This is a genomic window from Rhodococcus sp. IEGM 1406, assembly GCF_030056745.1.
GTDB classification, from domain to species: Bacteria; Actinomycetota; Actinomycetes; order Mycobacteriales; family Mycobacteriaceae; genus Rhodococcus_F; species Rhodococcus_F erythropolis.
In genome coordinates, this window is sequence record NZ_JASHKO010000001.1 from 566,210 (window position 1) to 592,624 (window position 26,415).

The 26,415-nt window shown below is 61.3% G+C and carries 28 protein-coding genes; 13 read left to right on the forward strand and 15 right to left on the reverse strand.

Going from position 1 to position 26,415, the window contains the following annotated elements; genetic code table 11:
- Positions 1–10 precede the first annotated feature (10 nt).
- From QM596_RS02670 to QM596_RS02695, 6 genes are all read right to left on the reverse strand, one after another.
- On the reverse strand, positions 11–793 hold the full coding sequence (locus tag QM596_RS02670) for a 1,6-dihydroxycyclohexa-2,4-diene-1-carboxylate dehydrogenase (RefSeq protein WP_283308034.1): 783 nt from the start codon (positions 791–793) through the stop codon (positions 11–13).
- Complete coding sequence (gene benC, locus QM596_RS02675; protein ID WP_283308035.1) at positions 790–2,343, reverse strand: benzoate 1,2-dioxygenase electron transfer component BenC; 1,554 nt, start codon at positions 2,341–2,343, stop codon at positions 790–792. The genes QM596_RS02670 and benC overlap by 4 nt, the downstream gene beginning before the upstream one ends.
- Before the next feature lie 31 nt (positions 2,344–2,374).
- A complete protein-coding gene (gene benB, locus QM596_RS02680) occupies positions 2,375–2,884 on the reverse strand; it encodes a benzoate 1,2-dioxygenase small subunit (RefSeq protein WP_003939939.1) in 510 nt (169 codons plus the stop codon).
- Positions 2,885–2,895: 11 nt separating this feature from the next.
- Positions 2,896–4,293 (reverse strand): benzoate 1,2-dioxygenase large subunit, encoded by a 1,398-nt coding sequence (gene benA, locus QM596_RS02685; protein ID WP_283308037.1) that lies wholly within the window; start codon positions 4,291–4,293, stop codon positions 2,896–2,898.
- 260 nt (positions 4,294–4,553) lie between these two features.
- Positions 4,554–6,182, reverse strand: coding sequence for a 4-hydroxyphenylacetate 3-hydroxylase family protein (locus QM596_RS02690; RefSeq protein ID WP_283308039.1), 1,629 nt, complete (start codon positions 6,180–6,182; stop codon positions 4,554–4,556).
- Positions 6,183–6,193: 11 nt separating this feature from the next.
- The gene (locus tag QM596_RS02695; RefSeq protein ID WP_019745631.1) at positions 6,194–6,763 is read right to left on the reverse strand and encodes a flavin reductase family protein; all 570 of its coding nucleotides are present in this window, start codon (positions 6,761–6,763) and stop codon (positions 6,194–6,196) included.
- 275 nt (positions 6,764–7,038) lie between these two features.
- On the opposite strand from QM596_RS02695, the gene QM596_RS02700 reads away from it, so the two are divergent.
- Positions 7,039–7,977: an AraC family transcriptional regulator gene (locus tag QM596_RS02700; RefSeq protein WP_283308041.1), complete on the forward strand. Its 939-nt coding sequence runs from the start codon at positions 7,039–7,041 to the stop codon at positions 7,975–7,977.
- Here the strand turns inward: QM596_RS02700 and QM596_RS02705 are convergent.
- Positions 7,974–8,744 (reverse strand): IclR family transcriptional regulator, encoded by a 771-nt coding sequence (locus QM596_RS02705; RefSeq protein ID WP_060938243.1) that lies wholly within the window; start codon positions 8,742–8,744, stop codon positions 7,974–7,976. The two genes, QM596_RS02700 and QM596_RS02705, sit on opposite strands and share 4 nt — an antisense overlap.
- A gap of 199 nt (positions 8,745–8,943) precedes the next feature.
- Here QM596_RS02705 and catA point away from each other — a divergent pair, with 199 nt between their 5' ends.
- Genes catA through catC form a run of 3 tightly spaced genes read left to right on the forward strand, consistent with a single transcriptional unit; the run spans position 8,944 to position 11,229 of the window.
- Positions 8,944–9,783, forward strand: coding sequence for a catechol 1,2-dioxygenase (gene catA, locus QM596_RS02710; protein WP_283308043.1), 840 nt, complete (start codon positions 8,944–8,946; stop codon positions 9,781–9,783).
- A 29-nt stretch (positions 9,784–9,812) separates the two neighbouring features.
- Positions 9,813–10,934, forward strand: a complete 1,122-nt coding sequence (locus tag QM596_RS02715; protein WP_283308045.1) for a muconate/chloromuconate family cycloisomerase — start codon at positions 9,813–9,815, stop codon at positions 10,932–10,934.
- A 13-nt stretch (positions 10,935–10,947) separates the two neighbouring features.
- Positions 10,948–11,229, forward strand: a complete 282-nt coding sequence (catC, locus tag QM596_RS02720) for a muconolactone Delta-isomerase (protein ID WP_283308046.1) — start codon at positions 10,948–10,950, stop codon at positions 11,227–11,229.
- A gap of 20 nt (positions 11,230–11,249) precedes the next feature.
- On the opposite strand, the gene QM596_RS02725 is transcribed toward catC, so the two are convergent.
- Positions 11,250–11,879 (reverse strand): response regulator, encoded by a 630-nt coding sequence (locus QM596_RS02725; RefSeq protein ID WP_019745626.1) that lies wholly within the window; start codon positions 11,877–11,879, stop codon positions 11,250–11,252.
- Positions 11,876–13,045, reverse strand: a complete 1,170-nt coding sequence (locus QM596_RS02730) for a sensor histidine kinase (RefSeq protein WP_133727411.1) — start codon at positions 13,043–13,045, stop codon at positions 11,876–11,878. Before QM596_RS02730 ends, QM596_RS02725 begins: the two co-directional genes overlap by 4 nt.
- 184 nt (positions 13,046–13,229) lie before the next feature.
- On the opposite strand from QM596_RS02730, the gene QM596_RS02735 reads away from it, so the two are divergent.
- Together QM596_RS02735 and QM596_RS02740 are read left to right on the forward strand one after the other, a co-directional pair.
- A complete protein-coding gene (locus QM596_RS02735) occupies positions 13,230–13,820 on the forward strand; it encodes a GlcG/HbpS family heme-binding protein (protein ID WP_283308049.1) in 591 nt (196 codons plus the stop codon).
- 201 nt (positions 13,821–14,021) lie between these two features.
- The gene (locus tag QM596_RS02740) at positions 14,022–15,017 is read left to right on the forward strand and encodes an alpha/beta hydrolase (RefSeq protein ID WP_042953096.1); all 996 of its coding nucleotides are present in this window, start codon (positions 14,022–14,024) and stop codon (positions 15,015–15,017) included.
- A 57-nt stretch (positions 15,018–15,074) separates the two neighbouring features.
- Here QM596_RS02740 and QM596_RS02745 read toward each other — a convergent pair whose 3' ends face one another.
- From QM596_RS02745 to QM596_RS02755, 3 genes are all read right to left on the reverse strand, one after another.
- Positions 15,075–16,190 (reverse strand): NDMA-dependent alcohol dehydrogenase, encoded by a 1,116-nt coding sequence (locus tag QM596_RS02745; protein ID WP_133727213.1) that lies wholly within the window; start codon positions 16,188–16,190, stop codon positions 15,075–15,077.
- A gap of 79 nt (positions 16,191–16,269) precedes the next feature.
- Positions 16,270–17,997: a PucR family transcriptional regulator gene (locus QM596_RS02750; RefSeq protein WP_283308051.1), complete on the reverse strand. Its 1,728-nt coding sequence runs from the start codon at positions 17,995–17,997 to the stop codon at positions 16,270–16,272.
- Between the two features lie 77 nt (positions 17,998–18,074).
- Positions 18,075–19,484 (reverse strand): ABC1 kinase family protein, encoded by a 1,410-nt coding sequence (locus QM596_RS02755; RefSeq protein WP_019745620.1) that lies wholly within the window; start codon positions 19,482–19,484, stop codon positions 18,075–18,077.
- 132 nt (positions 19,485–19,616) lie between these two features.
- On the opposite strand from QM596_RS02755, the gene QM596_RS02760 reads away from it, so the two are divergent.
- Genes QM596_RS02760 through QM596_RS02780 form a run of 5 tightly spaced genes read left to right on the forward strand, consistent with a single transcriptional unit; the run spans position 19,617 to position 23,499 of the window.
- Positions 19,617–20,036, forward strand: a complete 420-nt coding sequence (locus QM596_RS02760; RefSeq protein WP_007729752.1) for a MerR family transcriptional regulator — start codon at positions 19,617–19,619, stop codon at positions 20,034–20,036.
- Between the two features lie 46 nt (positions 20,037–20,082).
- Positions 20,083–21,459 (forward strand): MFS transporter, encoded by a 1,377-nt coding sequence (locus QM596_RS02765; RefSeq protein WP_070795572.1) that lies wholly within the window; start codon positions 20,083–20,085, stop codon positions 21,457–21,459.
- Positions 21,456–22,475 carry an ABC transporter substrate-binding protein gene (locus QM596_RS02770; RefSeq protein WP_283308052.1) on the forward strand — a complete coding sequence of 340 codons (1,020 nt, stop codon included), beginning with the start codon at positions 21,456–21,458 and terminating at the stop codon, positions 22,473–22,475. Before QM596_RS02765 ends, QM596_RS02770 begins: the two co-directional genes overlap by 4 nt.
- Before the next feature lie 21 nt (positions 22,476–22,496).
- The gene (locus tag QM596_RS02775; protein WP_153211484.1) at positions 22,497–23,216 is read left to right on the forward strand and encodes a 2OG-Fe(II) oxygenase; all 720 of its coding nucleotides are present in this window, start codon (positions 22,497–22,499) and stop codon (positions 23,214–23,216) included.
- Positions 23,206–23,499: an Ada metal-binding domain-containing protein gene (locus tag QM596_RS02780; RefSeq protein ID WP_020971022.1), complete on the forward strand. Its 294-nt coding sequence runs from the start codon at positions 23,206–23,208 to the stop codon at positions 23,497–23,499. The genes QM596_RS02775 and QM596_RS02780 overlap by 11 nt, the downstream gene beginning before the upstream one ends.
- Here QM596_RS02780 and QM596_RS02785 read toward each other — a convergent pair.
- Genes QM596_RS02785 through QM596_RS02795 form a run of 3 tightly spaced genes read right to left on the reverse strand, consistent with a single transcriptional unit; the run spans position 23,462 to position 24,760 of the window.
- Complete coding sequence (locus QM596_RS02785) at positions 23,462–23,890, reverse strand: VOC family protein (RefSeq protein WP_283308054.1); 429 nt, start codon at positions 23,888–23,890, stop codon at positions 23,462–23,464. The genes QM596_RS02780 and QM596_RS02785 overlap by 38 nt on opposite strands.
- Positions 23,891–23,930: 40 nt before the next feature.
- Complete coding sequence (locus QM596_RS02790; RefSeq protein WP_182262431.1) at positions 23,931–24,413, reverse strand: SRPBCC family protein; 483 nt, start codon at positions 24,411–24,413, stop codon at positions 23,931–23,933.
- Positions 24,414–24,415: 2 nt separating this feature from the next.
- Entirely contained in the window at positions 24,416–24,760 is a 345-nt protein-coding gene (locus QM596_RS02795; protein WP_021331798.1) for an ArsR/SmtB family transcription factor, read from the reverse strand.
- Between the two features lie 94 nt (positions 24,761–24,854).
- Here QM596_RS02795 and QM596_RS02800 point away from each other — a divergent pair, with 94 nt between their 5' ends.
- Together QM596_RS02800 and QM596_RS02805 are read left to right on the forward strand one after the other, a co-directional pair.
- Entirely contained in the window at positions 24,855–25,511 is a 657-nt protein-coding gene (locus QM596_RS02800; protein ID WP_031333828.1) for an alpha-ketoglutarate-dependent dioxygenase AlkB family protein, read from the forward strand.
- Positions 25,512–25,729: 218 nt separating this feature from the next.
- The gene (locus QM596_RS02805) at positions 25,730–26,236 is read left to right on the forward strand and encodes a hypothetical protein (RefSeq protein ID WP_021331800.1); all 507 of its coding nucleotides are present in this window, start codon (positions 25,730–25,732) and stop codon (positions 26,234–26,236) included.
- Positions 26,237–26,415: the final 179 nt, after the last annotated feature.

Genomic DNA, 26,415 nt, shown 5'->3' on the forward strand with positions numbered 1-26,415 from the left:
GAGGCTGGATTCAGCCGAGGTCGCCACCGGCAACGGGAAGGACCGTTCCGGTGACATACGAAGCCTCTTCGGAGGCAAGGAAAGTGATGGCGGCAGCCTGTTCGTCCAGGGTGCCGTAACGCTTGAGCAGCGACGAGTCGACGGTCTGGTCGACGATCTGCTGGTACCAGGCCTTCTCCTCTTCGGTCTCGGCGCCCGGTCCGCGTGGCACGACGCGTGATGGCGCCTCGGTTCCGCCGGGAGCAGTTGCCACAACGCGTATTCCGTACTGCGCGACTTCCATCGCCAGTGCAGCGGTGATCGCGCTGACCCCGCCCTTGGCCGCCGCGTACGGAACACGGTTGACGCCGCGGGTGGCGACCGAGGAGACGTTGACGATGGTGCCGCTCGCCTGCTCGATCAGATGGGGCAGTACGGCACGGCACGTCCAGAGTGTGGGGAACAGTGATCGTGTGACCTCGGCTTGTATCTGCTGCGGCGTGTAGTGCTCGTAGGGTTTGGCCCAGATGGTCCCACCGACGTTGTTGACCAGGACGTCGATTCGTCCGAAGCGCTCCAATGCGGAATCTATTGCATTCTGGGCACCTTCGAACGTCTCGAGGTCCGCGGTCACCGAATGGGAACGTTCCAGCGGTGTCGCGATGTCGTGAACCAGTTCAGCTCGATCCACAAGCGCGACGGAACCGCCTTCTGCGGAAACTCTTTCGGCAACGCTGCGCCCGATCCCCTGAGCCGCTCCGGTGACGACCACGACCCGGTCGTCGAACCGGCCGGCGAAGAATCTCGTGCTCACGACGCCACACTTTCCCGAGCGTCAGTGATGGCGCGGTGCATCGTCGACTTGGCGTGTTCGCTGTGCCGGACGATCAGATCACGGGCCGCGGCGCGATCATTCTGCTCGAATGCACGCACGATTCGTGAGTGATCCTCCGCGACATGTTCGTCCACCCAATCGGCGGTGCGGAGCACTCGGTTCATCAGTTGTGTGACCTCGAGACGGTGGTATGCCTGCAGCAGCACTTCGTTTCCGGTGCAGCGAAAGAGGAAGTCGTGGAACAGGGCATTGGTTTCGGTGAATGCCGCTGCGTCCGTGAAATGATCGCGGTCGATGGAAGTGGCCGAGTTCTCCGCCAGAATGCGGTACTCCGTCAACTGTGCCGGAGTGAGGCGGCCGATGGTGAGTTCCATTGCTCCGAGTTCGAGCGCCATCCGAGCGTCGAACTGTGCGTCCGACTCCGTGACCGGCAGGTGTTCTTCACCGATCTCGTACGTGCCGGCTGTAGTTTCTTCGGCCGAGGTGGCCGGTGAATCAGCCGGTGCTGCCGCGTTGTTGAACTTTTCGAAGTAGAAGTTGGTGGGTGTGATCGAGACGTCATTGAAGTGCAGACGTACGGCTTCGACCATCGGCGGCGGGCCGCACAGGTACACGTCTACGTTGCCGTCGTCGAGGTGATCGGGCTCGATCAAACCCGTGACATAGCCCTTGTTCGGTGCTGTGCTGTCGGGATCGGATACGCAGTAGTCGAAGGTGAACTGGGGTAAAGACTCCGCGTAGTCATGCAGTTTGTCGAGCTCGACGAGATCGGTGTCGGAGCTGACGCCGTAGACCAGATGAACTGGCCGAGTGGAGCTTTCGGCACGCATCTTCTCCAGTATGGAGAGCAGCGGGGCCAAGCCGGTTCCGCCGCCAAGCAGTAGGGCTCTCCGTTGACCTGACCGGAGGAAGAAGCTACCCATCGGTCCGGTCAATTCGAGAGTGTCACCTACCTGCGCACGTTGACTGAGATACTCGGACATCAGACCACCCGGGGTGATCTTGACCAGGAACGACGCCGACTCGACCTCAGGGCCGGAGCTGAACGAGTACGACCGCGTCGCTTCGGTTCCGGGAACGAGGATGTTCACGTACTGACCGGGGAGGAAGACCAGATCTGTGCGGTTGTCGACTGCGACGGTGAAACCCACCGTGGAATCCGAATGGCGAATGATCTCGGTGATCGTGGACGTGTACGAACCGGCAGCGGTCTTGGCGACCGCCGACGTGGTGGGAATCTGCAGCACGAGATCAGATTCCGGCACCATCTGGCACGGAAGGCAGTATCCCTGCTCGGCCTCGTCATCCGTCAGGGCCTCCTCGATGTAGTCGCCGGCGTCGAAAGTGCCTGACTCACAGAGCGATTTGCAGGTGCCGCAAGCTCCGTCGCGGCAGTCGAGCGGAATGTTGATTCGTGCGCGGTACGACGCGTCCGCGACGGTCTCGTCGGTGTTGCATTCGACGAAGCGGGTGATGCCGTCTTCGAAACTCAGGGCTACTTGAAAGGTCGGCGCGGCTTGAATGCTCATGGGAAACAGCTCGATTCGAAGGGAAGTCGTGTCAGAAGTGGTAGATGTCGACCACGTGATGGATGTAGTCGTTCTTGAGGACTACCTTCTTCTTCATGATCAACGGCTGCTCGCCCGAGAAGTCGATCGTGTAGTGCGAGGTGCCGAAGTAGGTGTCGACCGTGTTGTAGCGGAAGTACAGCGTGAACCAATTGAAGCGGACGTCGACGACGAAGCCGCGTTCTTCGATCACTTCCACGTTGGTGATGTTGTGACCGGTGCGGGGCTCGGGAAGGCTTGTCGCGCTGGAACGGTCAGTCCTGATTCGGAACACGCGATCCTCGATACCGCCCCGATTCGGGTAGTAGATCAGGGAGATCTCTGCGGCCGGGTCCGTGGTCAGCTCGCCGTCGTCCGCCCATGCGGGCATCCAGTACTCGGAATCGGGGTGGTAGCACTCGATCCACTTCTCGAACTCGCGATCGTCCAGATAGCGAGCCTCACGGTAGAGAAACTGCTGCACTGTTTCGAGGGCGACGGCATTGGTGGTGGTGACAGTCATGGTGATCGTCCTCAGATGGTCCGGTTGGAAGCGGCTTGCTCGGCATCTACGGCCGCAAGCATGGCGTCGCGCCAGTACCCGTGCTGAATGGGATACAAGCCTTCGTCCTCGGTCTTGGCTCCGCTCGAGAGCACGCGATTCATGCCGAGATCCTTCGCGACGTCGTTCGGACCGGGAATCTGGTGTGTGACACCACGGCTGAGGTCGTTCCACGGGGCTCCGGCTGCCTGGTAGGTCTTCTGGCAGGAACGGAACTCTTCGAGATCGTCCGGGGTGGCCATACCGCTGGCATTGAAGAAGTCCTCGTACTGACGGATGCGGTTGCTGCGTGCTTCGGCGCTCTCTCCCTTGGGAGCGATGCAGTAGATGGTGACTTCGGTCTGGTCCACGGAGATCGGACGGAAGTGCCGGATCTGGCTGCTGAACTGATCCATGAGGTAGACGTTCGGGTACAGGCAGAGGTTCCTCGACGCACCGACCATGAATTCGGCCTTCTTGGAACCGAACTGAGCTTCCAGCTCCGCCTTGCGTTCGAACAGGGGACGGTCCTCGGGATTGCCCCACCACATCCAGAGCAGGAGGTGGCCGTAGTCGTAGGAGAAGTATCCACCGCCCTGCTTCCCCCAGGTACCGGCATCCATGGCTTTGGTCTCGTTCGACGATTCACCGGCGGTGCGGCGAGCGGTGGTAGCGGCGTAGTTCCAATGCGTCGAAGACACGTGGTAGCCGTCGGCACCGTTCTCGGTCTGCAGCTTCCAGTTGCCGTCGTAGGTGTAGGTGGAAGCACCGCGCAGAACTTCGAGTCCGTCAGGTGACTGATCGACGATCATGTCTATGACCTTCGTTGTGTCACCGAGGTGCTCTTCGAGCGGCAGCACGTCGGGGTTGAGGCTACCGAAGAGGAAGCCGCGATAGTTCTCGAACCGCGCCACCCTGGTCAGGTCGTGTGAGCCGTCCTTGTTGAACTGCTCCGGATAGCCGCCGGTGCGAGCGTCCCTGGCCTTGAGGAGTTTTCCGCTGTTGTTGAAGGTCCAGCCGTGGAACGGGCAGGTAAAGGTGGTTCGGTTGTCGGTCTTACGGCGACAGAGCATCGCACCGCGGTGGCTGCATGCGTTGATCAGCGCACCCAATTCGCCGTCCTTGTTGCGGGTGATCACGATGGGTTGACGGCCCATGTAGGTGGTGAAGTAGTCGCCGACGTTCGGGATCTGGCTCTCGTGCGCGAGGTAGATCCAATTGCCCTCGAAGATGTGCGTCATCTCGAGTTCGAACAGTTGCTCGTCCGTGAAGACGCTGCGCCGCACCTGGTAGCGGCCGGTCTCCGGGTCCTCGACGAGCGCGTCGTCGAGGACAGCGCGGATGTTCGCGAACTGGTCGGTGCCGCGGGCAGCATCCAACATATCCGTCATGGGTGTCCTCCAGATAAGAGTGGGCGCCTACCGAGAAAGCCGAGGGCTGTCGGACCAAATCGGTGGGACCCGCTTTCCGGACGGGGCTGCGTCCGGTACTGAATTCACCTTGACACCGTGTGTCTCGGGTCACACTAGGCAATTGCCTAGTCCTGACCAAGGGTGCAGTGTTCGTCGAATTCTGCTGATGGGCCATGCCTGCTGAAGACGACGACCAGGGCGGACTCGACATCGCGAGTCCGCCCTACCTGCCGAGGGGGTTACCGGTTCTTGAAGAACGAGACGTCGTCGTTGCCGATGAGGTCAGGGACCGTCCAGCCATCGAGGTCGTATTCACTCAGACACTGCTCGGCCAGTCCCTTCATGGAACTTGCGTGTCCACGATTCTGGGCTGCGAACAGCAATTCCGCCTTGACGTTTTCGTGGTTGCCGGAGTAGTTGCGTTCGTAGAGTTCGTGTCGGCCGCCGAACTCGGTGCCGATCGAATCCCACAGCGCCTTCATGACTTTCACCCGGTCGACGGCGGTGATGCCGTCCGAACCACGAACGTACTTGTCGAGGTACGGACGCACGTCCGGGCTCTTGAAGTCGAGTGAACTCGAAGGCAGGTAGATCAGGCCTGACGCCACGTCCTGTTCGATGATCTCCTTGATCCGCGGGTACCCCTGGATCATGAACATTCGATAGGTGAGGCCGTACTCGAGCTTCGGGATCACCGAATCGCCGACCCACTGTTCGGGATCGCGTGCCATCGATTCGGTTAACGACCAGAAGAGGTTTCGCCACCCGATCACCTCGCCGACACGGGTCTGAACTCCGCGGAAGCCGCCAGCGCCGGTGGCTTCGAGCGCCTTCATCAACAGGCCGGCGATGAAGTCGAGCTTTACCGCCAGGCGTGTACAGCCCTGAAAGGTGAAGCGCGGCAGGAATCCCGACTGAGGGAAGAATGCGTTGATCCGGTCGACGTCGCCGTACATGAAGACGTTCTCCCATGGAACCAACACCTTGTCGAAGACGAAGATGGTGTCGTTCTCGTCCATGCGGCTCGACAGCGGGTAATCGAACGGACTGCCCATCACCGCAGCATGTTCGGTGTACGAGGTGCGGCAGATCAGCTTCACACCCGGAGCGTCCATCGGTACCGTGCAGATCAAGGCGAACTGCTTCTTCTTGATCGGCAGACCGTAGTGAGCGATGAAGTTGTAGTTGGTGATCGCCGATCCGGTGGCGACCACCTTGGCACCGCTGACGATCAATCCGGCGTCGGTTTCCTTCTCCACCTTCATGAAGACGTCGCCGACCTCGTCCGGCGGAAGTTGGCGATCCACCGGGGGATTGATGATCGCGTGGTTCCAGTGCAGAACTTTCTCCTGCGACTCGCGGTACCAGCGCTCGGCGTTGTCCTGGAACGGTGCGTACAACTCCTTGTTGGCGTGGAGGGTTCCTAGGAAACTTGCCTTGTAGTCGGGGGAGCGGCCCATCCAGCCGTAGGTCATACGTGCCCACGTCGCGATGGCGTCGCGTTCCTTGAGCAGATCGGCCGACGACGTCGGTGTGCGGAAGAACGGCATGGTGACACCGCCGTTGCCCGTGTCCGTCGGAACCGTCAGGGCGTCCACGTGCTCGCCCGTGTGCAGAGCGTCGTACAGCCTTGCGGTCATGCGGATCGGATTCCGGAACGCGGGGTGCGTCGTGACGTCCTTGACGCGATCACCATGGAGCCAGATTTCGCGACCGTCCTGCAGACTCGAGATGTACTCGTCACCGGTCATCGGCCGGGTAGCGAAGTTCTTCGTACGGTTGGCTTCGCAGTCGGCGGCCGGATTGACCTGTGGCGCTCCGGAATCTGCGGGGTCGACGCCGGTGGGAGGGATTTCGGTGGTCGTCATGGCAAAGCCTTTCAGATCGTTTGAGGTGCGGGCTGAAGATGAATCGGGGTGAACGAAGTGGTGGCGTCGAACCACCCACTGTGGGGGTCGTCCTGACTGCCGTTCCAGACTGTGGTCGACGAGGTAGCGCCCAGATCGTGAAAAGTGCTTCGGTAGAACAGAAGCGGATCTTTGCCGCTCGACTGCGCGTCGACGATCTCGCCGATGAAGATGATGTGGTCACCACCGTCGTACTCCTTCCACGGGACGCACGAGATGGTTGCTGCGGCGCCGTCGAGCAGGGGAGCGGTCGGTCCGTCGATCCACTTCGGTTCGGTGCGCTGCGGTCGGCCGGCAAAATGCATGGCCGTGTCCACTTGGTCGGCGGCAAGGATGTTGACGGCAAACGGCGCGTTGCCGAGGTAGCCGCACGCCTTGGACTTTCGCGTCATCGTGATCTGGCACAGGCGTGGTTCCAGCGAGATTGCCGTGAATGCGGTGACGGTGGCTCCGTGTGGCTGACCGTCGGCGTTGGTGCAGGTGATGACGGTGACGCCGCTGGCGAATTGGCCGAAGATGCCTCGAAGCTGATTTTGTTCCATGACCGGACCTCCTTGTCGGATGGCTGGTGAGTGAGGGTGCCGCGAAGTGCGGGAGGCGGAGGTGCTGGACGACTCGCGCCGGGAGTGAAGACGAACGTACGGCGAGCGCGGCGTTCGGTCGATCCGTACAGCGCGGTGTCTATCCGGATTGCGCACCCGATCGAAGTCTGTATCCGTTTCCTCTTGGAAGTGACCGGGGACACAGTGTTCAATGATGTTCAGCGCTCATGCTCGGCAATGTGGCTGGTCACGGGTTTGGAAGGTGAAGAAGGGCGATGGTCGACTCCATGATCGGTACAGCTCCCCGCGACTGGGACGAGGCGTGTGATGCGGTTTCGGACGCCTATTTTCCGCACACGCTCACGCCGTTGTCACGGCACGCGGCCAGCGGAGTCGGGGTGTGCACCGCCGAGTTGGGACCGCTGAGGATCGCTCATATTCGATGGGGAGCAGACGTCGCGGTCGAATCCGAGCATCCCGGTGCCTACGGGGTGAACATCCCGCTCTCGGGCGAGCTCGAGTCGGTGTTCGCGGGCTCGCACGTGCTCTCGACGGAGGGCGTTGCGACGGTGTGTCCGCCCGACATCACGACGAGAATCACGCGGTGGAGCGCGGACTGCGAAATTGTCGGAGTCCGGATGGACCGTCAGTACCTCGACCGCGAGATGGAGAAGGTACTCGGCCGGCCCGGAATGCACTTGCCTGATCAGGTGGATCTTCGGGGAGACGACGGAGCCAGATGGCTGAAATTTGTTCGCTCACTGTCGGATCAGATACTCGGCCCGGTCGGCGTGCTGCACAACGAACTGGTGGCAGCTCAGCTCTCCGGTGCCGTGGTCACGGCATTCGTCCTCGCTGCAATGCCCGAAAGTGAGGACGCGGTGCGACACGCCAGGCCACGCATCGTCAAGCGGGTGCTCGACGAGATGCACGACGACCCGGCCCGCGTGTGGACCGCAGCAGAGATGGCCGAGGTGGCGGGCGTCAGCGTACGGAGATTGCAGGAGGGATTTCGGCAGTACGTGGGCCGGAGTCCGTCGGAATGCCTGCTCGACATCCGCCTCGAGCGGGTCCACGCAGATCTGGTGGATGCCGACGACTCGACGACGGTCACCGATGTCGCTGTGAGATGGGGTTTTACGCACACCGGACGATTCGCGTCGTCTTTTCGGCGTAAGTACGGTGTGTTGCCTTCCGAAGTATTCAGAAGTTAGCTCCGGTACCCCATGTCCGCGCTGAGCTGATTCGCCTTCTCGACGAGGAACGGTGCGACGTCGGTGCGAAAGGCTTCCGGGGTTGTGCGTCCGGCCGAGGTAGAACACGCTGCCACGCCGACGACGCTTCCGCCGGCGTCGCGGACGGGGGCGGCGAGGGAAATTAGGCCGTCTTCCAGTTCCTCGGACGTGAGTGCGTAACCCTGCTCGCGCACCACTCGAAGTGCGGTGTGGAATGCGCCTTCGTCGGTGATCGTGGTGGGTGTGAGGGCGTCGAACGTGGAGTTCGCGATGACTTTGTCGACGATTTCGGTTGGCGCCCAAGCTAGCAGGGCGCGGCCCATGGAGGTCGCATATGCAGGCACTCTGGTACCGACGCTGACGTTGATGCTCATGATCCGGCGTACGGGTACACGCGCGGCGTAGACCACGTCGACGCCGTCGAGCACGCCCAGCGACGCCGACTCGTGAGTGTGTTCTGCGATCTCCAGCAGGCGGGGGAGCGCCGCCTCGGTCAGGGCATGCGATGCAGAGAAGTGCTGGCCGATGCTTAGAACGCGCGGGGTGAGCGACCACCGACTGTTGTTGCCGGTGACGTATCCGAGTTTCTGCAGGGTGAGGAGGATACGTCGGACCGCGGGGCGGGAGAGGCCCGTTTCGGCGGCAAGATCTGCGAGCGACGGGTTGGGGTTCTTCTCGTCGAAGGCCGTCAGCACAGCGAATCCACGCTCGATGCTCTGGATGTAATCGCGATCGTTCTCGCTCACGGAATGACCTCTCATCTGCGGGTATGCACTGATCAGTGCCCTCGAAGGTTGACAAACCTTGTGACTGGGCGCACAGTACAAGCGTACGCACAGCGTAACAGATGTACGCACAGCGTACAACCAGACTTGGGAAGCCGACTGAGCCCAGCAGTACGGCACCCACCCGGTAACAGCCACACACGGCCCCGAGGAGGACCACATGACCACTTCCGAGAGCCCCACCGCAGTAGGTTCGGGCACGGCCGCCACCGACAAGTTCCTCCAGGAACGAGTCAGCGCGGACACCCCGCCCGAGCGCGTCTCGGCCATCGCCAAGGACGTGCTCGAGGCACTTGCCGGCGTCATCGACAAGCACGGCATCACCTACCCCGAGTACCGCGTCCTCAAGCAGTGGCTCATCGACATCGGCCAGTTCGGCGAGTGGCCCCTGTGGCTGGACGTCTTCCTCGAGCACAACGTCGAGGAGGTTGCGTACCGCGGCCAGCACGGCACCAAGGGAAGCATCGAGGGCCCCTACTACGTCGCCGACGCCAAGACGTTGCCATCCAAGTGTGAACTTCCGATGCGTGACAACGAGGTTGGATCGAAGCTGGTCTTCGAGGGCCAGGTTCGCGATCTCGACGGCAACGGGTTGGATGGGGCCACCGTCGAGCTGTGGCATGCGGACGACGAGGGCTACTACTCCTATTTCGCGCCGCACATCCCCGACGGGAACCTCCGCGGAACGATCGTGACCGACGGAGCGGGACGGTTCGAGATCACCACGATTCAGCCTGCGCCGTACCAGATCCCGACCGACGGACCCACCGGTTGGTTCATCGAGAAGGCCGGTTGGCACCCGTGGCGTCCGGCTCACCTGCACCTCATGGTGAAGGCTCCCGGTAAGCGCACGATCACTACGCAGCTCTATTTCAAGGACGGTGAGTGGATCGAGAACGACGTGGCAACTGCCACGAAGCCCGAACTGATTCTCGATCCGAAGCCGGGTGCCGATGGAATCAACCGGGTCACGTACGACTTCGTGCTCGACCCGGCCTGATCCACAACTGTTCGAAAGAAAGTGATTTGATGACAGACCTGTCGATCGTCTCCATCGAGACGACCATCCTCGACGTTCCGCTGGTTCGCCCCCACAAGTTCGCCACCACGTCGATGACGGCGCAGCCGTTATTGCTGGTCGCGATTCGCACATCCGACGGTGTTGTCGGATACGGCGAAGGTGTCGTTCCGGGCGGTCCGTGGTGGGGCGGCGAATCGGTGGAGACGATGCAGGTCATCATCGAGAAGTACATCGCGCCGGTGGTGGTCGGCAGGCGCGTGGATCAGATCACCGCGATCATGGCCGACATCGAAAAAGTTGTTGCCAATGCACGATTCGCGAAGGCCGCCGTCGACGTGGCGTTGCACGACGCCTGGTCACGTAGCCTGGGAGTCCCCGTGCACACGCTCCTCGGCGGGGCTTTCCGCGAGAGTGTCGACGTCACGTGGGCGCTGGGTGCTGCACCGGCGGACGAGATCATCGAAGAAGCTCACGAAAAGCTCGAATCCCGGCTCAATTTCAGCTTCAAACTCAAAATGGGAGCACTCGATCCGGCGGTCGACGTCGCGCGCATCGTCAGCATCGCGCAGGCGCTCTACGGCCACGCCGGCGTCCGCGTCGACGTCAACGCGCGGTGGGATCGCTTCACGGCGCTGCGGTACCTGCCACAACTCGCAGACGGTGGAGTCGAACTGATCGAACAGCCCACTCCGGCAGACCAAATCGAGGTCCTCGCCGAACTCAGCAGGCTACTACCGATTCCGATCATGGCCGACGAGAGTGTGCAGACCCCACACGACGCTCTCGAAATCGCCCGCCGGAGCGCCGCCGATGTCATCGCCCTCAAGACCACCAAGTGTGGTGGCCTCCAGCGCAGCCGCGACATCGTCGCAATTGCCAAGGCCGCCGGTATCGCGTGCCACGGTGCGACGTCCATCGAGGGTCCGATCGGTACCGCGGCTTCGTTGCACTTCGCGTGCGCCGAGCCCGGAATCAACTTCGGAACAGAGCTTTTCGGCCCACTGCTCTTCAGCGAAGAGTTGCTTCAGGAACCCCTGAAGTATTCCGAGGGTCAGCTGCACCTCCCCGCCGGACCTGGCCTGGGAGTCGAACTCAACATGGACGCCGTCAAAACCTGGACCAGGAACTAGAGGATAGAAGAACATGGCACTCTTTCACGTTCGAATGGACGTCGATATTCCGCGCGACCTGGATCCGGCAGTTCGCGCCGAGACCGTCGCAACGGAAAAGGAGTACTCACAAGACCTTCAGCGCCAGGGCAAGTGGGTGCATCTGTGGCGAATAGTGGGACAGTTCAGCAACATCAGCATCTTCGACGTCGAGTCGGCTGACGAACTCCATGAGATTCTCTGGAACCTGCCCCTGTTCCCGTACATGACCATCGAGGTCATGCCGTTGACGCAGCACGGATCTTCGATCAAGTAGAGCCTGCGAGGGCGGGCGGCTCAGCGTATTCCGTCGCGGCGCAATGCGACGGACACTGCGGCAGAGCGGGTATCGACGCCGAGCTTGGCGTAGATGTGCCCAAGATGGGTTTTCACCGTCGCTTCGCTGATGAAGAGTGCCTTGCCCAGCTCGCGGTTGGTCATCCCCTCGGCGAGCAGGCTGAGCAGTTCGGACTCACGGGCGGTGAGCGCTTCCTGCGGGCGCTGCATCTGCTGGACAAGACGAGAGGCCACAGTGGGAGAGAGAACGCTGCGCCCGGCTACCGCGCCGCGCACCGCGCCGAAGATCTCGTCGGGCGTTGAGTCCTTGAGTAGGTAACCGATGGCACCGGCGTCGACGGCTCGCACGACGTCGGCGTCGGTGTCATACGTCGTGAAAACCAGTACGGGAACATCGACACCGTCGCTTCGCAAGCGTTTGATCGCTTCTGCACCGTGCATGCCGGTGCCCATGTCCAGATCCATCATCACCAGATCCGGTGAGGCCGACGGTATCGCCGTGGCCGCCCCCTCACCGGACGATGCTTCGCCGACTACTTCGACGTCCGGCTGAGTGTTCAGCAGCGCTCTCAGCCCGGCTCGCACGACCAGATGATCGTCGACGAGGAACACGCGAATGGTGGTGGTCACCGGATCCTCCGTTCGAGAGGGAACTGGGCCGCGACGACGGTGCCGTCTCCCGGTGCACTTTCCACGGTGAACGATCCGCCGAGCTGTGCGATGCGACTTCGCATCGCACGTAGGCCGTATCCACCGTACCGAGAATGGTCGGCGAGCTTTCCCGGATCGAAGCCGACGCCGTCGTCGAAGATGTCCACGGAGACGGAGTCGTCGAGATACGTGATCGTCACGCCCGCCGTTTCGGCGCGAGCGTGGCGGGCGATGTTGGAGGACGCGCTCGAGACCACTCGCACGATGGCATGAGCTACGTCCGAGGGCAAGATGACGGCTTCACCGACGGTGCGGATCCGAACGGTCGGGACGAACTGGCGGGCGGCGGCCACGACCAAGGCGTCGAAGTCGCCCGTACCGCCCTTGGCCGGTGCCAGATCGTGGACGAGGTCGCGACTCTGCATCAAGCTCGTTCGGATGTTCTCTGCTGCGGCATCGACATCGGCTCGAGACGGCGAACCCGTTGTATTCCAAGTTTGTTCGGCTGCCTCGAGTCGTAGAAGAGCGCTCGCCAGTCCCTGAGTAACAGTGTCGTGGATTTCGCGCGCGAGGCGCTCTCGCTCAGCGGCAACGCCGGCAGCACGTTCGGTATCAGCCAATGCAGATTGCGCTTCTGCTACCTGACGTAGAAGCCGAAGGCGTTCTCGGGCATCTCGTTCCATCTGCCCGTACGCCGCCGCGACCAGTGCCGCGGTGCATAGAGGTCCGAGCAGTGTCACCAATTCGGCACGACCGGTGACTCGGTAGAACGCGATTCCGGCGAGGACGCCCAGGATCCCGACGAGGGGGTAGGCGATCTTGCTCGGGTACAGACGAATACAGAGGAAGAGAACGGGGAACGCACACCACGCGAAACTCGGCGCAAGCCAGACCAGCGCTGCCCAGGTGCTCAGTACCGGCCAGATCCACAGTCGTTGGCGAACCACATCTCGCGAAGACACCGTAGCCATGACGGCGTAGAGCAAGGCGAGGACCACGGCCAGGACGAGTACCACCCCGAACCGACCGCTGGTCCCGTGGACTGTGACGTACCGGACTCCTGACGTGGACAGCAGTACGAAGAACGACGCGTGGATCGCATACGCCAACGGGCCGCGCAGGCCGAGTTCGGCGTCGGCGTTCATGGCTCCGTTACTCATCCCTCGAATATTACGGAGGGCGCCAGGCCGTCGTATCAACCATTCGGATGATATCTGCACAACCAGACGGGGCACGGTTCGTCACCCGAGCGCCCGATGTGCGCACCCGCGCCGGGACGCGACGCTGTAGTGGACGGTTTCGAACCATTCGACTGAAAGTGTGCCCGACATGAACCACCGCATTTACACACGACTTCCCCGTACGATCGCTGTCGCCGTTCCGGTTGTCGCAATCCTTGCCAGCGCCGCGTGCTCGACGACCGACACACCGGTGGCGAACGCATCGAGCACGACGTCGATTTCTGCCACGCAGCAGCCTGCTGCGACCGGCGATTCGGCGATTGTCACTCAGAATCGACTCAGCGCCGACGCAGCAGTGAAGGCTGCTGGTGCGGCCCTGGCAAAATGCCGGGCGGACGGGCTCGGATTTGTCACCGTCTCCGTCGTCGACCGTGCGGGAAATGTCATCGCCATGGTGCGCGGCGACAACGCAGCCCAGCACACGGTGGAGGCCTCACGTGAGAAGGCGTACACCTCTGCAGCTTTCGGAGCCGACACCAGTGACCTCTCGCAGCGTACCAAAGGCGAGGGATCGACCATCGCCGACCTCCCTGGCACTCTCTTCCTTGCAGGTGGAGTCACTGTGAAGGCTGGATCCGCGTCGATCGCCGGCATCGGTGTCGGTGGTGCACCGGACGGAATGCAGGACCAAGCGTGTGCTGCAGCAGGTCGTGATGCGATCGCTTCGTCACTCGGCTGAGTGAGCGCATTCAGCGTGCTTCGTGAATTGTGCTTTTCGCCACCTGGATTCGCTCGGCACGACAGTTGTCCGATTGTTGCGATGACCTCGACTTTGTAACACCGGAGCCCCCGGAAAGGGACAAACACGTCGACAGTGGAACCGACGATGCACTTACCGAAGCGAGTTTCTTGATGCGCAGTTTCGGGGAAAGACACAACCTTGCAGAGAATCAGATTCAGGTTGCCCGAACGCAATACACGGCGGGCGCGGGTGCTCGTAGCGGCGTTGTTGTCGGTATTCCTCCTCGGCGGCATGTTCGGTCCGACCGCCGCGAGCGCTACTCCGGCGCACACGGCGCCATGGGGTGGTTACGACGAGTTGTGGGTCCCGTCTTCGATGGGAAACGTCAAGGTTCAGGTGCAGTGGGCCGCGCGGGGCGGCAACGCCGCGTTGTACCTACTTGACGGTCTTCGCGCGCAAAACGACAGGAATGCTTGGAGTTTCGAAACCAACGCACTCGATCAGTACCGCAACGACAACATCACGTTGGTGATGCCGGTCGGCGGTGAGTCGAGTTTCTACACGGACTGGTACGCGCCGTCCAATTTCAATGCTCAGCCCATAACGTACAGGTGGGAAACATTTCTCACACGCGAGCTTCCGGACTTCCTTGCAGGGTATGGTGTTTCACCAACCAACAATGCGATCATCGGGTTGTCGATGGGCGGCAGTGCCGCGTTGAACCTGGCGGGGCATCATCGGGATCAGTTCAAGTTCGCGGGCTCGCTGTCCGGCTACATCAATATCTCGGGCCCGGGTATGCGTGAGGCGATCCGCGTAGCCATGTTCGACGCCGGCCGGTACAACGTCGATTCGATGTGGGGCCCGCCGTGGTCATCCGGGTGGCTTCGCAACGACCCGTTCGTCAACGCGGAATCGCTTCGCGGACTGTCGATGTACATTTCGTCGTCCAACGGCATCCCGGGACCGTACGATCATCCGTCTGCGCCGATCGATTACTTCCACACGGCGACGGGTATGGGGCTGGAGGCGCTCTCGTGGGTGCATGCGCGTGCATTCGAAATTCGTCTGAAATCCATGGGAATCCCAGCGACGTACAGCTTTCCGCCCGCCGGGATTCACTCCTGGCCGTATTGGTCTGCTGAATTGTGGATGGCCAGAGGACAAATTCTCGACACCATGAACGCCTGGTGACGCAGATGTGAGGATCTCTCCGGACTGGCGTATGCGTCAAGTCCGGAGAGAACTCGCTCAGAAGGTGATGATTCCGCGCAGGTTGCGACCGGCATGCATGTCGGCGAAACCGTCGTTGATCTGGTCGAGGCTGTACCGGTTGGTGATGAGTCCGTCGAGTTCGAGCTTGCCGCTGGTATAGAGATCGATCATCCAGGGAATGTCGGCAGTGGGATTGGATGCGCCGAACAAGGATCCTTGAATTCTCTTCTGGTACAAGGTGAGTTCCATCAGGCTCACGGGAATGCCGACGTCCGTCATCTTCCCGAGACCGGTGACGACGCAAGTTCCTGCCTTGCGGATTGACGAGAACGCCTGCGCGACATGTTCTCCGGTGGTGACGCCGACGGTGACGATGGCGGAATCCGCGCCCTGGCCGTTGGTGAACGAGCGCGCGATGTCCGTGGCTTCCTCCATGGTGGACACGGCATGGGTCGCCCCCAATTTCAATGCACTGTCGCGCTTGAACGCAACCGGGTCCACCGCGATCACGTGGGCGGCGCCGGCATGCGAGGCGCCCTGTACCGCGTTGATTCCGATTCCGCCGACCCCCATGACGATGACGGTCTGCCCGGGGTACACCTGAGCGGAGTTGACCGCGGCGCCCCAACCGGTTCCGACGCCGCAACCGAGCAGACACAAAGCGTCGAGCGGCAGGTGTTTGTCGACTTTCACGGCCGAGAGAGTGCTGACCGTGGTGTATTCACTGAAGGTGGACAGGCCGCAGGTTTGTGCGACTGGCTGACCGTCGAGAGACATTCTGTAACTGGAGGTTTCGCCGGGCCTGCTGCCGGTCATGATGGCAGCGCCGTTGTCGCAGAGGTTCTGGATTCCGCTTGCACACCAACGGCAACGGCCGCAGGCGGCGAGGAACGAGAACACGACATGATCGCCCTCGGACCATCCTTCGGTGTTCGGCCCGACCTCGACGACGATTCCGGCGCCTTCGTGTCCACCGCAGATGGGATAGCGGCCGACTCCGTGGTCGCCGCTGGCGATGTGATCGTCCGAGTGGCACAGGCCGGAGGCGACCATCTTGACAGTGAGTTCGCCGCTGCGGGGTGAATCGAGTTCGAGGTCGACCACCTCGTATGTGCCTGGTGCTTGGCGAATGACGGCTCCACGAGTGCGCAAGGTTTCTCCTGAGGTGAGAGTTGTTCTTCGGCTACCTCAGTTGTCTACTCGAGAGTTCAGGACGGGCTCGAGGCCCATCTCACTGATCGGACGTTTCGTATTTTTCGGATTCGTCCGGGGTTCGTCCCAAGATGGCGAGTTGCAGTTCGGTGAGCAGTCGCGTGTCCGGCTCGTCCAACGAAATGCCCATGATCTGTTCAGCGCGCCGAATGCGGTAGCGCAGTGTGTTCGGATGTACTTTCAGAGACGAGGCGGCCTTCTTCACATCCCCGAAAGCTGTCAGGTAGGCCGTGAGCGTGAACTGCATGTCAGAGGTGTTCTTGTCGTCGTAGGAGACGAGTCTGTCGATACGAGGGTCTCGCAATCGCTCGTGATCGGCAACGAGGTCGAGTATCTCGCCCAGCAATACCGCGGTGCGTGACGCCGCGAGTGTGGTGACCTTCGAGGTTTCGTGATCATCGGTGGTATCGAGCACGCGGTCCACCTCTCGACGCGCCTCGGGTACGCCGTGCAACCGCGCGATCGGGACCGCGACTGCGGCGCGCACGCTGATGCCCGCACGGTCCTCGACTACTCGCACGGTGTCGTAAGCCCAGTCGCTGACAGCGACCTCGTGGTCGGCCTGAGGGAACAATACGTAGATCCGGTTGTCGATGATCGTCGTGACCGCGTCGCTGCGGAATGCGCTGGCGCGCAGGCGCAAGGCGTTGGTGATTCGATCGAGATTCGGTCCGGGTGAGAGTGATGTCGCAAATCCGATGACCGCAGACGGTCCGTCGGTGTTGATGCCGAAAGAACCGGCCAGTGAGTGCATGTCGACCCCGCCGGAGCGAACACCGAACAGTCTTTGCACTTGGGCATTCTCGCGGCTGGAGGCGTCCAAGGTCCGCATGAGAATGCGTGCGGCGACTGCCGCTGCACCCCGCAATACCGCTTGGGCGTCGTGGGAGAGAGGTCCAGACGCGCGCTGCACCCAGATGCTGCCGAGATTGTGTTGGTGTGCAACAGAACCCGTCGGCGCTGACAGGTCCGGGCGGGTGATGCTCACAGCCAGCCTCTGCGCGGCTCCGATGCTCGGCTCGGAGGGCAGACTGATGACCTCGTCCGATCGCCTGAGGTGCTCGAACACGCCTCTGCTCTCTATCCATTCGGTGTATTCGATCGGCCACTCCCGGCCGAGTATGGAGAGCTGACGGAGTTCGTCTTCGCCTTCGTGAGCAGAGGAATATGCGATGACGTGGAGTGCCGTGTCGTCGATCGTCACGAGTCCGCCGGTCAATTCGGCGATCGTTTCCGAGAGCGCGAACAGATCCGAATCACCACCGGCCACAGCTCCTGCGACGGCCCGCGAACGGTACATGCTCTGTGTCAGAAGCCGTAGTACGAGCGAATAGACGTGCCCGGAACTAGCCTGCGGATGTACCGCGGCCACTGCGATCCCGATGTTACGTGCGACGGTGAGAACCGTCGTCGCCTCGCGAGCATTCTTGACGAGCAGAAGCTTCGGACGACGCCTCGCCGGCCTGCCTTCGAACTTTCGCAGCCACTGCGTCAACGTCGATTCGGGAACCCCCACGGGGAGGTAGATGTCGGAGATCGCACCACGGCTGTCGGTGCCGTCGATATCGGAGGACTCGACGAGGGCGATCGAACGGATTTCGACATCGAGTCCATCCGGGCTTTCCAGAAGTTCGATCACGGACTTGTCCGTGGAATGCATGAGGGCGCCGAGGGTGGTGCCGACACTCGGCCCGTTATTCCTCGGACCTGTCGACGCTTGCGGGAGGGCTACAGAAAGTGGCTGCACATTTGCTCCTCGGCCGGTGGGTCATTACAGGCTAACCCCGACAGACGAAATGCAGAATAAGGAAATAGGGGACAAATTTATTCGTCAGGCATGGTGATGCCGAGTTCCTGCACCTTTTCGGCGACTGCCTCTGGAAAAACGTTCTTGAACAGATAAAGGTCTTGTCCGATCACCCAACCAGGTGCCAACGCCGTCGCATATCGCTCGAAGTATCCGAGTTGTTTACCGAAAAGAACCAATTCCTCGGGACTCGCAACACCCCACTGCTTGCCCAATTGAATCAGTGCCATGATCAATTCACTGAGCTTGAGTTCACCGAGGTCACGGCCGAGAATCGGGGCCAGGGCCGTTGCGACCTGCATACCGAGCTGATCGTCGTCGACTTCGTAGTCAGTTGCATATCCCAAGGATCGAATTCCGCGGGCGACACGGGCGAAATCACCGTCGATGAGGGTGGCTCGGAACATGTCGGAAAGGATGGATCTCCAGGTCTCGGGAAGGACGCCGACGATGCCGAAGTCGAGCATCGCTATCCGGCCGTCGTCGAGGACCCACAAATTTCCCGCGTGGACATCTCCGTGGAACGGACCGTGAACGATGACCGATTCGAGCCAGACCTTCACTCCGCGTCGGATCAGCATGCGGGCTTCGTCGATGCCGTCCGGACCGGCGACGAACCGATCCAGTGGAACGCCGCGCATGCGTTCCATACAGATGACGCGGGGACCACAGTAGTCCCAGTACACCTCCGGTGTCGTGACTCCTTTGTTGTCACCGAATGCGCTGATGTTGTTCCGGAATGTGGTTTGCCGGTCGGCCTCGACCGCGCTGTTCAACTCCGTCATCGTTGCATTGTGCAGATCGCGAATGATGGCGGTGGCATTGGCAATTCGAAGGAACTCGACAAACTTCTCGAGGATGTTCGCACCCCAGTACGCCGCCCGCAGGTCGATCAGCATCCGCGCATAGATGTCCGGACGCTGGATCTTGATGACGGCCTCGCGGCCATCGTGCAGAACGCACGCGTGTACCTGCGCTACCGACGCGGCCGCGAGAGGTACGTCGTCGAATTTCGCGAACAGGTCGTCTACGGAGTATCCGAGGTCTTCGTGCACGACGCTTCTGGCCTGCTCGGCAGGAAATGACGGAACGTCGTCGAGGCAACGTAGGCATGCATTGGCGACGGGGGCGGGGAACAGGCCGGACGACGACGCGACCAGTTGACCGAGCTTGACGAAGGTGGGACCCAGCGCGATGAAGCCGTCGACCATCCCGTCGGAGGCAGCGTCAGCCCACGTGCGTCCGCGCTTGCGGAAAGGCCACACGATCAGTGCCAGCATGATCGACGTCGACAACACGACGGCGATGATCGCGGAACGCCACAACTGGGCGAGGCCGAAGCGTTCGAGGTCCGGCATGTGGACTTCGAGGGCAGTGGCGGGCACTCCTGACGAGTACGGCCCGACAGGTCGCGTTGGATCCAGCACAGCTCTCCCTCGTTCAACGAGCGCATCCAGCATTTTGCCGTGAGATCACTTACGCGACCCCTTCCGTTAGTCAGTATGCCAAGTCACACATAACTGCCGGAACCGCCTACGCGTTCAGCCTACGATCGGTGAATGCGTGAGCACTTGATCCCGATCGGCGAGGTTGCAAAATCGTTCGGAATTGCGGCGTCGACCTTGCGCTACTACGAGGATGAAGGACTGCTGTCCGCGCGGTCGCGAACTGGCGGCAAACGCTGGTACGGGCAGCGTGAGCTGCGCCGGCTGGCATTGATCCGGATGTACACCGAGACGGGAATGTCCTTGGAACAGGTGCGGTCCTTCATCGAAACCGACACCACGTCCGACCAGTTCTCGACGGTTCTCGCAGATCAAGTGTCGACACTCGAGGCACAGATCGCCGCTGCTACGCGAGCGAAGCTGATTCTCGAGCATCACCTGACGTGTCGGCAAGAGCGTCCGATGCAGTGCCCGTGGTTGCTCGAGCAGCTCGACATACGCGTCGAAGCGGCGCTTGACTTCAAGTTGACTTGAACCTTCATAGTTAGGGCGCACTTACCGCCCTATCCGGAGGTTGACCATGTCGGCACGACGATGGCTGCCGCTCATCGCCGCATGCATCGGAACTTTCCTGTTACTGACGTACGCCACCATCACGACAATCGCGGTGCCGGCCATCGCAGTCGGTTTGGACGGCAGTACGGGCGCGATGTCCTGGGTCGTCGACGCCTACACGCTGGCTCTTGCCGCGCTTCTGGTGGGCATGGGCGCACTCGGCGATGCGTGGGGACGTAAACGCCTCTACATATGCGGACTGGTCGTGTTCCTGGTTGCAACGGCCGTGTGCGCGATTGCCCCGGACGTCACGGTTCTGGTCGTTGCTCGCGGCGCGCAAGGAATTGCCGGTGCGGCGATGTTCGCGACGCTCCTGCCTCTGCTCGGCGACGCATATTCGGGCCGCGATCGTCACGTCGCCTTTGCTGCGTGGGGCGCCGTCGCTGGATTGGCGGCGGGAATCGGGAACGTTGCAGGAGGGCTGCTGACGCAGTTCTTCGACTGGCGTGCGGTTTTCTATTTCGGAATCCCCGTGGCCGCAGTAGCGCTCGCAATGGCTGTGTTCTGTTTCGCCGACAGTGAGCGCGGCGACGACAACATCGACTGGGCCGGAATCGTTTTGTTCACCCTCGCTGCCGTTGCCGCGGTTCTCGGCGTGACGTGGGGCGGCGACATCGGGTGGGCTTCGTCGTCGACAGTTCTTGCCTTCCTGATCGCAATCGGTGCGCTGACGGCGTTTGTGTCCTGGCAGCGTCGAGGCAGCAGTCCGATGCTCGATCCGGCATTGTTCCGATCCCTGAAATTCGACGGCGTCCTCGTCGCTGCGTTCGGGTACTACCTCGCGGCCTACGGCCCGCTCGTAGTCCTTTCATTGTGGCTGCAGAACGGGCTGGAACTGTCGGCATCGGCGGCCGCACTCGTGCTCTCGATTCAACCGCTCGCTTTTGTCTTCGTGTCGGCGCTGTGTGGATCACGGCTTCAGCGAGTCGACCTTCGACTGTCGCTCGGATTCGGGACGGTTCTCTGCGGAATCGGTTGCGTGGCCATGCTGTACGTTCTCGCCGAGCCGGTCTGGCCCGCGCTGATCGCCGGGCTGATTCTGACCGGTGTCGGTTCCGCGATGGTGTCGCCGGTGCTGCCGGGTGCCGCGATGTCGGACGCCCCGGCAGAGCGCGCCGGGACGGCTTCGGCGACAGCCAACTCGTCGCGTCAATTCGGGCTTGCCGTCGGAATTGCGTTGTGCGGCTCTCTCTTCGCCGGTCCGGACGAGTTCGCCTTGCTGTGGCCGTTGGTCTTCTGCGCCGGCGTCGGAATGCTCACGGGTTTGGTATCGATCCTTCTCTTTTCTCGTTCGTCAACTCCTGCAACAGTTCAACCAATCGCCGAAAGGGCACACACATGACCACGCTGTTCACTCCACGACCGCACCGGCGTCTCGAGATGGACTGGAATCGCCGCAGGTTCCTCGGCGCTGCAGCAGGATTGGCTGCTGCGCTGGCAGCGGCCGGTTGCTCGCGTTCGGGCGCAGACGCCGGGGGTGAAGGCGATGCAGGCTGGTCCTTCACCGATGATCGCGGCAACCTGATCGAATTGGATTCACCGCCAAGGACATTTGTCACCTACACCGGTATCGCGGGTGCTCTCTGGGATTACGGACTGGTGCCTGTCGGTGTTTTCGGGGCGCTGACACGATCACCGGGATCAACGGACACCAGCATCTCAGGCAACTTGGATTTCTCGAAGACCGACATGGTCGGGCAGCTCTGGGGACAAGTGGAACTCGAGAAGATCGCTGTGCTGGAGCCGGACGTCGTCATCGTCCCTCAGTTGCGTGGTTCGGCACTACTAGACGAGGCGAACTTGGATGCGGTGAAAGGCTTGTCGACAGTACTGTTCGTGGAAACGGCAGCAGGAACCATCGACCGAACCGTGCAAGAGATCGTGGAACTGGCCGTGGAACTCGGAGCGGACCAGGATATGGAGGCTCAGCGAAAAGACTACGACGCTGCGCGTGCGCGGATCTCTGAAGTTGCTTCTTCGCTGAATAATTCACAGGTTTTGTTCGCGTCCGCAGATCCGGATACGATTCGTGTCAGTCTTTCGGGATTCCCGATCCTCGCAGACCTGGCGGGATTGGGACTTGCCGTCGTCGATCCGGCCGAGGGATCGTCGGTCTACGTCGAGAACCTGGCTTGGGAGATGGCGGACCACTATCCGGCCGACATGATCTTCCTCGACGATCGCCCGTCCAGTTTGCAACTGGATACGCTCGGAACCAATCCTGCGTGGTCCAACTTGCCCGCGGTGAAGGCGGGAAAGATCGGGACCTGGAATCCGGAACCCGTGCTCAGTTATGCCGGGATCGCCCGTACGTACAACAATCTGGCTGACCAGCTGCTGGCATTCTCACATTCCTGACCGCCGCGTCGTCTACGACGTATGGACCTCTTCACCGATCTGTCTGCTCGAGTTGATTCCCTCGATTGGCCTGCGCTGATCGAGGGAATCAACTCCAGTGGGTGTGCCCAGACGGCGCCGATACTCGACGAGTCGGAGTGCCGCGAAATTGCTTCCTGGTACTCGGACGTCGGCCGGTTCCGGAGCACCATCGACATGGCTCGATACCGCTTCGGCCAGGGGGAGTACCGGTACTTCGGCGATCCCGTACCGGAGCCGATCACGGCTATGCGATCCGCCTTCTACCGACACCTGCTGCCCGTGGCGCGGGAGTGGGCGTTCAAGCTGGGCGAGGGTGCACCGTGGCCGGATTCATTCGAAGAATGGATCGATCAGTGTCACGACGCCGGTCAGAATCGCCCTACCCCGATCCTTCTGTCCTACGGACCTGGTGACTGGAATGCATTGCATCGGGACTTGTACGGAGAGTTGGTGTTTCCCTTGCAAGTCGTGATCGGGCTCGACAGACCTCGCATCGACCACGCCGGCGGCGAGTTCTTGCTCGTGGAACAGCGGCCGCGCGCCCAGTCGAAAGGGACGGTGACAGTTCTCGAGCAAGGTCACGCGTTGATCTTCACCACGCGGGATCGACCGGTGCAGAGTTCGCGGGGGTGGTCGAGAGCCCCTGTGCGACATGGTGTCAGTGTGGTGCAATCCGGCACGCGTCGAACATTGGGATTGGTGCTTCATGATGCTGAGTAAGACGTACATTCTCCGCGACGCTCGCAACAAACCCTACGAGAGTTCGACGCCCGGTGTGCTTGGCGGACATCGGAAAACGAAGATCTACGGTCGACTCGACTGTCGAGGGGCTGCGCAGGCAATCGCGCGTGGTGGGTATGTCGCCAGTCGGGTGTTCTTCGCGGACGAGCCGACCGCGATTGCGGCCGGCTATCGCCCCTGTGCCGTCTGCATGCCCGAAGGTTACGCAGCTTGGAAGGCAGTTGCTACTCGCCGAAGCGGTCGCGGTACTCCTTCGGAATGAGCGGCTTGTCGCCGCGGACCTTCAGCTGCTGGACAGCCCAGGTATTGCCGTCCGGGTCGGCGAATCCGAAGAAGGTGCCCCCGTCGCGCTCGTCGAAGACGGTGACCTCACTGGCATCGACGCCGCGGTCGATGAGCTCTTGGCGAGCCGTTGCAGCGTCGGCCACGACCAACTGCAATCCCTTCAACGAACCAGGGGCCATCTCGGTTTGCGACGGCAGGTTGCCGATGACGATCGAGCAGCCCGAACCACGCGGAGTGAGCTGGGCGACCGTCATGTGTTCGTTGACGGTGTGGTGGTCGAGATCGAAACCGACCTTGTCACGGTAGAACTCGATGGAGCGGCCGAGGTCACTGACGGGAACGATGACTACTTCGAGGGTCCAGTCCATGAAACTGCCTTTCGCTGAAGAGGTTCGGGTAAACAGGTGGTCAGAGTTGCGCGACGATCTTGTCCAGGCGTTCGTAACCTTCGGTGACGCCGAGCTCCATATTGCTCTCGATCATTCCGTCTCGCGCTTCGAGGCTCGGATATACGGAATGGCCGGAGAGACGGGTGCGTCCGTTGCCCAGGTCCTCGAACGTGATCGATTCGATGCTGACGACGTCGGGAAATCCCTCGTATTCGAAAGTCTGGATGGCAAAGTCGTTCTCGCGAACAACGTGAAATACACCGTTGAACCGGAACTCTTCGCCCTCGGGGTTGCGATGGACGTACTTGTATCGACCGCCGCTCACGAACTCGTATTCGTCGATTTCCATCTCGTATCCGTTGGGGCCGAGCCACTGCTGGACCAGTTCGGGATTCGAATGAGCTGCGAAGACGGCACTGACGGGTGCGTCGAATTCGCGGGTGATGTCGATGTACGGCACGCCCTCAGGAGCCGTGATGCTGACGGGATTGGTGGTAGCCATGGCTAAGTCTCCTTCTGTGTGGTGCTGAGTAGGTGATCGAGCTTGCGGAACTGTTGTTCGTGGATCAGTCGATAGCGGTCGATCCAGGCGGTCAAGGCCTCGAGAGTTGCGGCGTTGAGATGTACCGGCCGCCTCTGGGCTTCGCGGCTGCGAGTGACCAAACCCGCGGCTTCGAGTACCTGAATATGTTTGGAGACGGCCTGTTTCGTGATCTCGAATGGCTCGGCCAACTCGTTGACCGTTTGGGGACCGGTGCTCAGGCGGGCGATGATCCGCCGTCGTACCGGGTCGGCAAGCGCCATGAACGCTTTGTCGAGACGCTCGTCTGCCCCTGGATCCACGATCACTTGTCAACCATCTCCTTTATCAACCAATCTGTTGATTACGATACGAGTCCATGCGGAGGGTGTCAATGCTTCGAAACCGATTAGCGTGGATTTCATGAACGCTCTGATTCCTCGGCCACGAATGGAAGTGGCGCCAGGGGCGATTCTCGTTCCGGATTGGCTCAGCATCGAACAACAGCGCACCTTGGTGGCCGAGTGCCGACGGTGGGCGACCGCGCCCGTGCCGATGCGCTCGGCCGTCGTCCCTGGTGGGCACAAGATGTCGGTGCAAACAGTCTGTCTCGGTTGGCACTGGCAGCCGTACAAATACACGCGCACCGCCGACGACGTGAACGGTGAACCGGTTGCCGCTGTGCCCGACTGGCTCGTCGGCCTCGGCCGTAGCGCAGTTGCCGCTGCCTATGATGATCCGACTGTGGGGGAGCGGTACACGCCGGACACCGCGCTGATCAATTTCTACGACGAGGGCGCTCGGATGGGTATGCATCAGGACAAGGACGAGCGCTGCGACGCTCCCGTCGTCTCACTGAGCGTCGGGCAGAGTTGTGTCTTTCGGTTCGGGAATTCCGAGAATCGGAACAAGCCGTACACCGACGTCGAACTCCATTCGGGTGATCTCTTCGTCTTCGGTGGGGAGTCTCGGTTCGCGTATCACGGAGTGCCGAAAGTTATTGCGGGAAGTGCAAGTCCCGACATTGGTCTGCCGTCCGGGCGGCTGAACATCACCCTGCGGGATACCGGAATGTCGTGAGTCTCAGGCTGATTTCGGCCTCGCGAATCGAGGGGATCGGTGGGCAGCACTCGAAGAAGAAACGGGCATTCAATTTATCGACATCCCAGGTCATTCTGAAATAGCCACCAACTGTGGTCTTTAGCGAAGACATCAATCTACGTTGAATCCGTCCAATTGGTCTCGTTTCATGTCAAGATCAACTGACGACCTTTCAGGCTGAACGAGATGGAGATTCGATGCATTCGATCACACGAGCGGCCCTCATCGGTGCTGCCGCTCTTCCGTTGGCAATGGCTGCTCCCTCGCTGGCCTCAGCTTCCACAGCTGCCGACGTCACCTTCGCTTACAGTGCTTCCGGCTCGACCGTGAGCAACACCATCACCAACAATTCGGGTGGAGCTCTGCAATGCAGCACCTCGCTCGCGAACGCGCCCGGCGGAGTGCTGCCACCAATCGAAGCCACGATCGGTCCAGGACAGGCGATCTACGAGAGCGGCGTGATCCCCACCGGTACAACAGTTCAGACGATCAACGATATCCCGGACGGCTCCTACGTCGTCCTGGCATCCTGCGGCAGCGTCGATGAACCGACGAGTATGTGGGTATCGGACTACCCAGGACTCGAGCCCTACCTGGCGATGTTCCCGTACACCACATACGCGGTGCAACAAGCATCCTGGGTGGTCTCATTGCCCAGCGCTGGTGCGCCCACATCAACCCCTGGCATGAACTTCGGGAGCTGACACCGGTAGTGGAACTGTGGATCGCCATCTGCCTGAGAGAATCGGTGTCGGGCGCGACCACTGCCGTCATTGTGCAGCCATTGTTTTCGTCCATCAGTGCTCGCACTGTTCGTCTGTAGTGACAGCGCAATAGGTCCTGTTCATTGCGCAGGATGATCCCGAATGAGAACTGAAGAGTT

What these genes read in the sequence shown, in the direction of transcription:
- benB (WP_003939939.1), bottom strand. Translation starts at nt 2,884, where the DNA reads ATGACTGTCACCACCACCAATGCCGTCGCCCTCGAAACAGTGCAGCAG.
- catC (WP_283308046.1), top strand. Translation starts at nt 10,948, where the DNA reads ATGGCACTCTTTCACGTTCGAATGGACGTCGATATTCCGCGCGACCTG.
- QM596_RS02790 (WP_182262431.1), bottom strand. Translation starts at nt 24,413, where the DNA reads ATGGCTACCACCAATCCCGTCAGCATCACGGCTCCTGAGGGCGTGCCG.
- QM596_RS02715 (WP_283308045.1), top strand. Translation starts at nt 9,813, where the DNA reads ATGACAGACCTGTCGATCGTCTCCATCGAGACGACCATCCTCGACGTT.
- QM596_RS02700 (WP_283308041.1), top strand. Translation starts at nt 7,039, where the DNA reads ATGGTCGACTCCATGATCGGTACAGCTCCCCGCGACTGGGACGAGGCG.
- QM596_RS02765 (WP_070795572.1), top strand. Translation starts at nt 20,083, where the DNA reads ATGTCGGCACGACGATGGCTGCCGCTCATCGCCGCATGCATCGGAACT.
- QM596_RS02780 (WP_020971022.1), top strand. Translation starts at nt 23,206, where the DNA reads ATGCTGAGTAAGACGTACATTCTCCGCGACGCTCGCAACAAACCCTAC.
- catA (WP_283308043.1), top strand. Translation starts at nt 8,944, where the DNA reads ATGACCACTTCCGAGAGCCCCACCGCAGTAGGTTCGGGCACGGCCGCC.
- QM596_RS02805 (WP_021331800.1), top strand. Translation starts at nt 25,730, where the DNA reads ATGCATTCGATCACACGAGCGGCCCTCATCGGTGCTGCCGCTCTTCCG.
- QM596_RS02785 (WP_283308054.1), bottom strand. Translation starts at nt 23,890, where the DNA reads ATGGACTGGACCCTCGAAGTAGTCATCGTTCCCGTCAGTGACCTCGGC.
- QM596_RS02735 (WP_283308049.1), top strand. Translation starts at nt 13,230, where the DNA reads ATGAACCACCGCATTTACACACGACTTCCCCGTACGATCGCTGTCGCC.
- QM596_RS02800 (WP_031333828.1), top strand. Translation starts at nt 24,855, where the DNA reads ATGAACGCTCTGATTCCTCGGCCACGAATGGAAGTGGCGCCAGGGGCG.
- QM596_RS02730 (WP_133727411.1), bottom strand. Translation starts at nt 13,045, where the DNA reads ATGAACGCCGACGCCGAACTCGGCCTGCGCGGCCCGTTGGCGTATGCG.
- QM596_RS02695 (WP_019745631.1), bottom strand. Translation starts at nt 6,763, where the DNA reads ATGGAACAAAATCAGCTTCGAGGCATCTTCGGCCAATTCGCCAGCGGC.
- QM596_RS02690 (WP_283308039.1), bottom strand. Translation starts at nt 6,182, where the DNA reads ATGACGACCACCGAAATCCCTCCCACCGGCGTCGACCCCGCAGATTCC.
- benC (WP_283308035.1), bottom strand. Translation starts at nt 2,343, where the DNA reads ATGAGCATTCAAGCCGCGCCGACCTTTCAAGTAGCCCTGAGTTTCGAA.
- benA (WP_283308037.1), bottom strand. Translation starts at nt 4,293, where the DNA reads ATGACGGATATGTTGGATGCTGCCCGCGGCACCGACCAGTTCGCGAAC.
- QM596_RS02770 (WP_283308052.1), top strand. Translation starts at nt 21,456, where the DNA reads ATGACCACGCTGTTCACTCCACGACCGCACCGGCGTCTCGAGATGGAC.
- QM596_RS02775 (WP_153211484.1), top strand. Translation starts at nt 22,497, where the DNA reads ATGGACCTCTTCACCGATCTGTCTGCTCGAGTTGATTCCCTCGATTGG.
- QM596_RS02760 (WP_007729752.1), top strand. Translation starts at nt 19,617, where the DNA reads ATGCGTGAGCACTTGATCCCGATCGGCGAGGTTGCAAAATCGTTCGGA.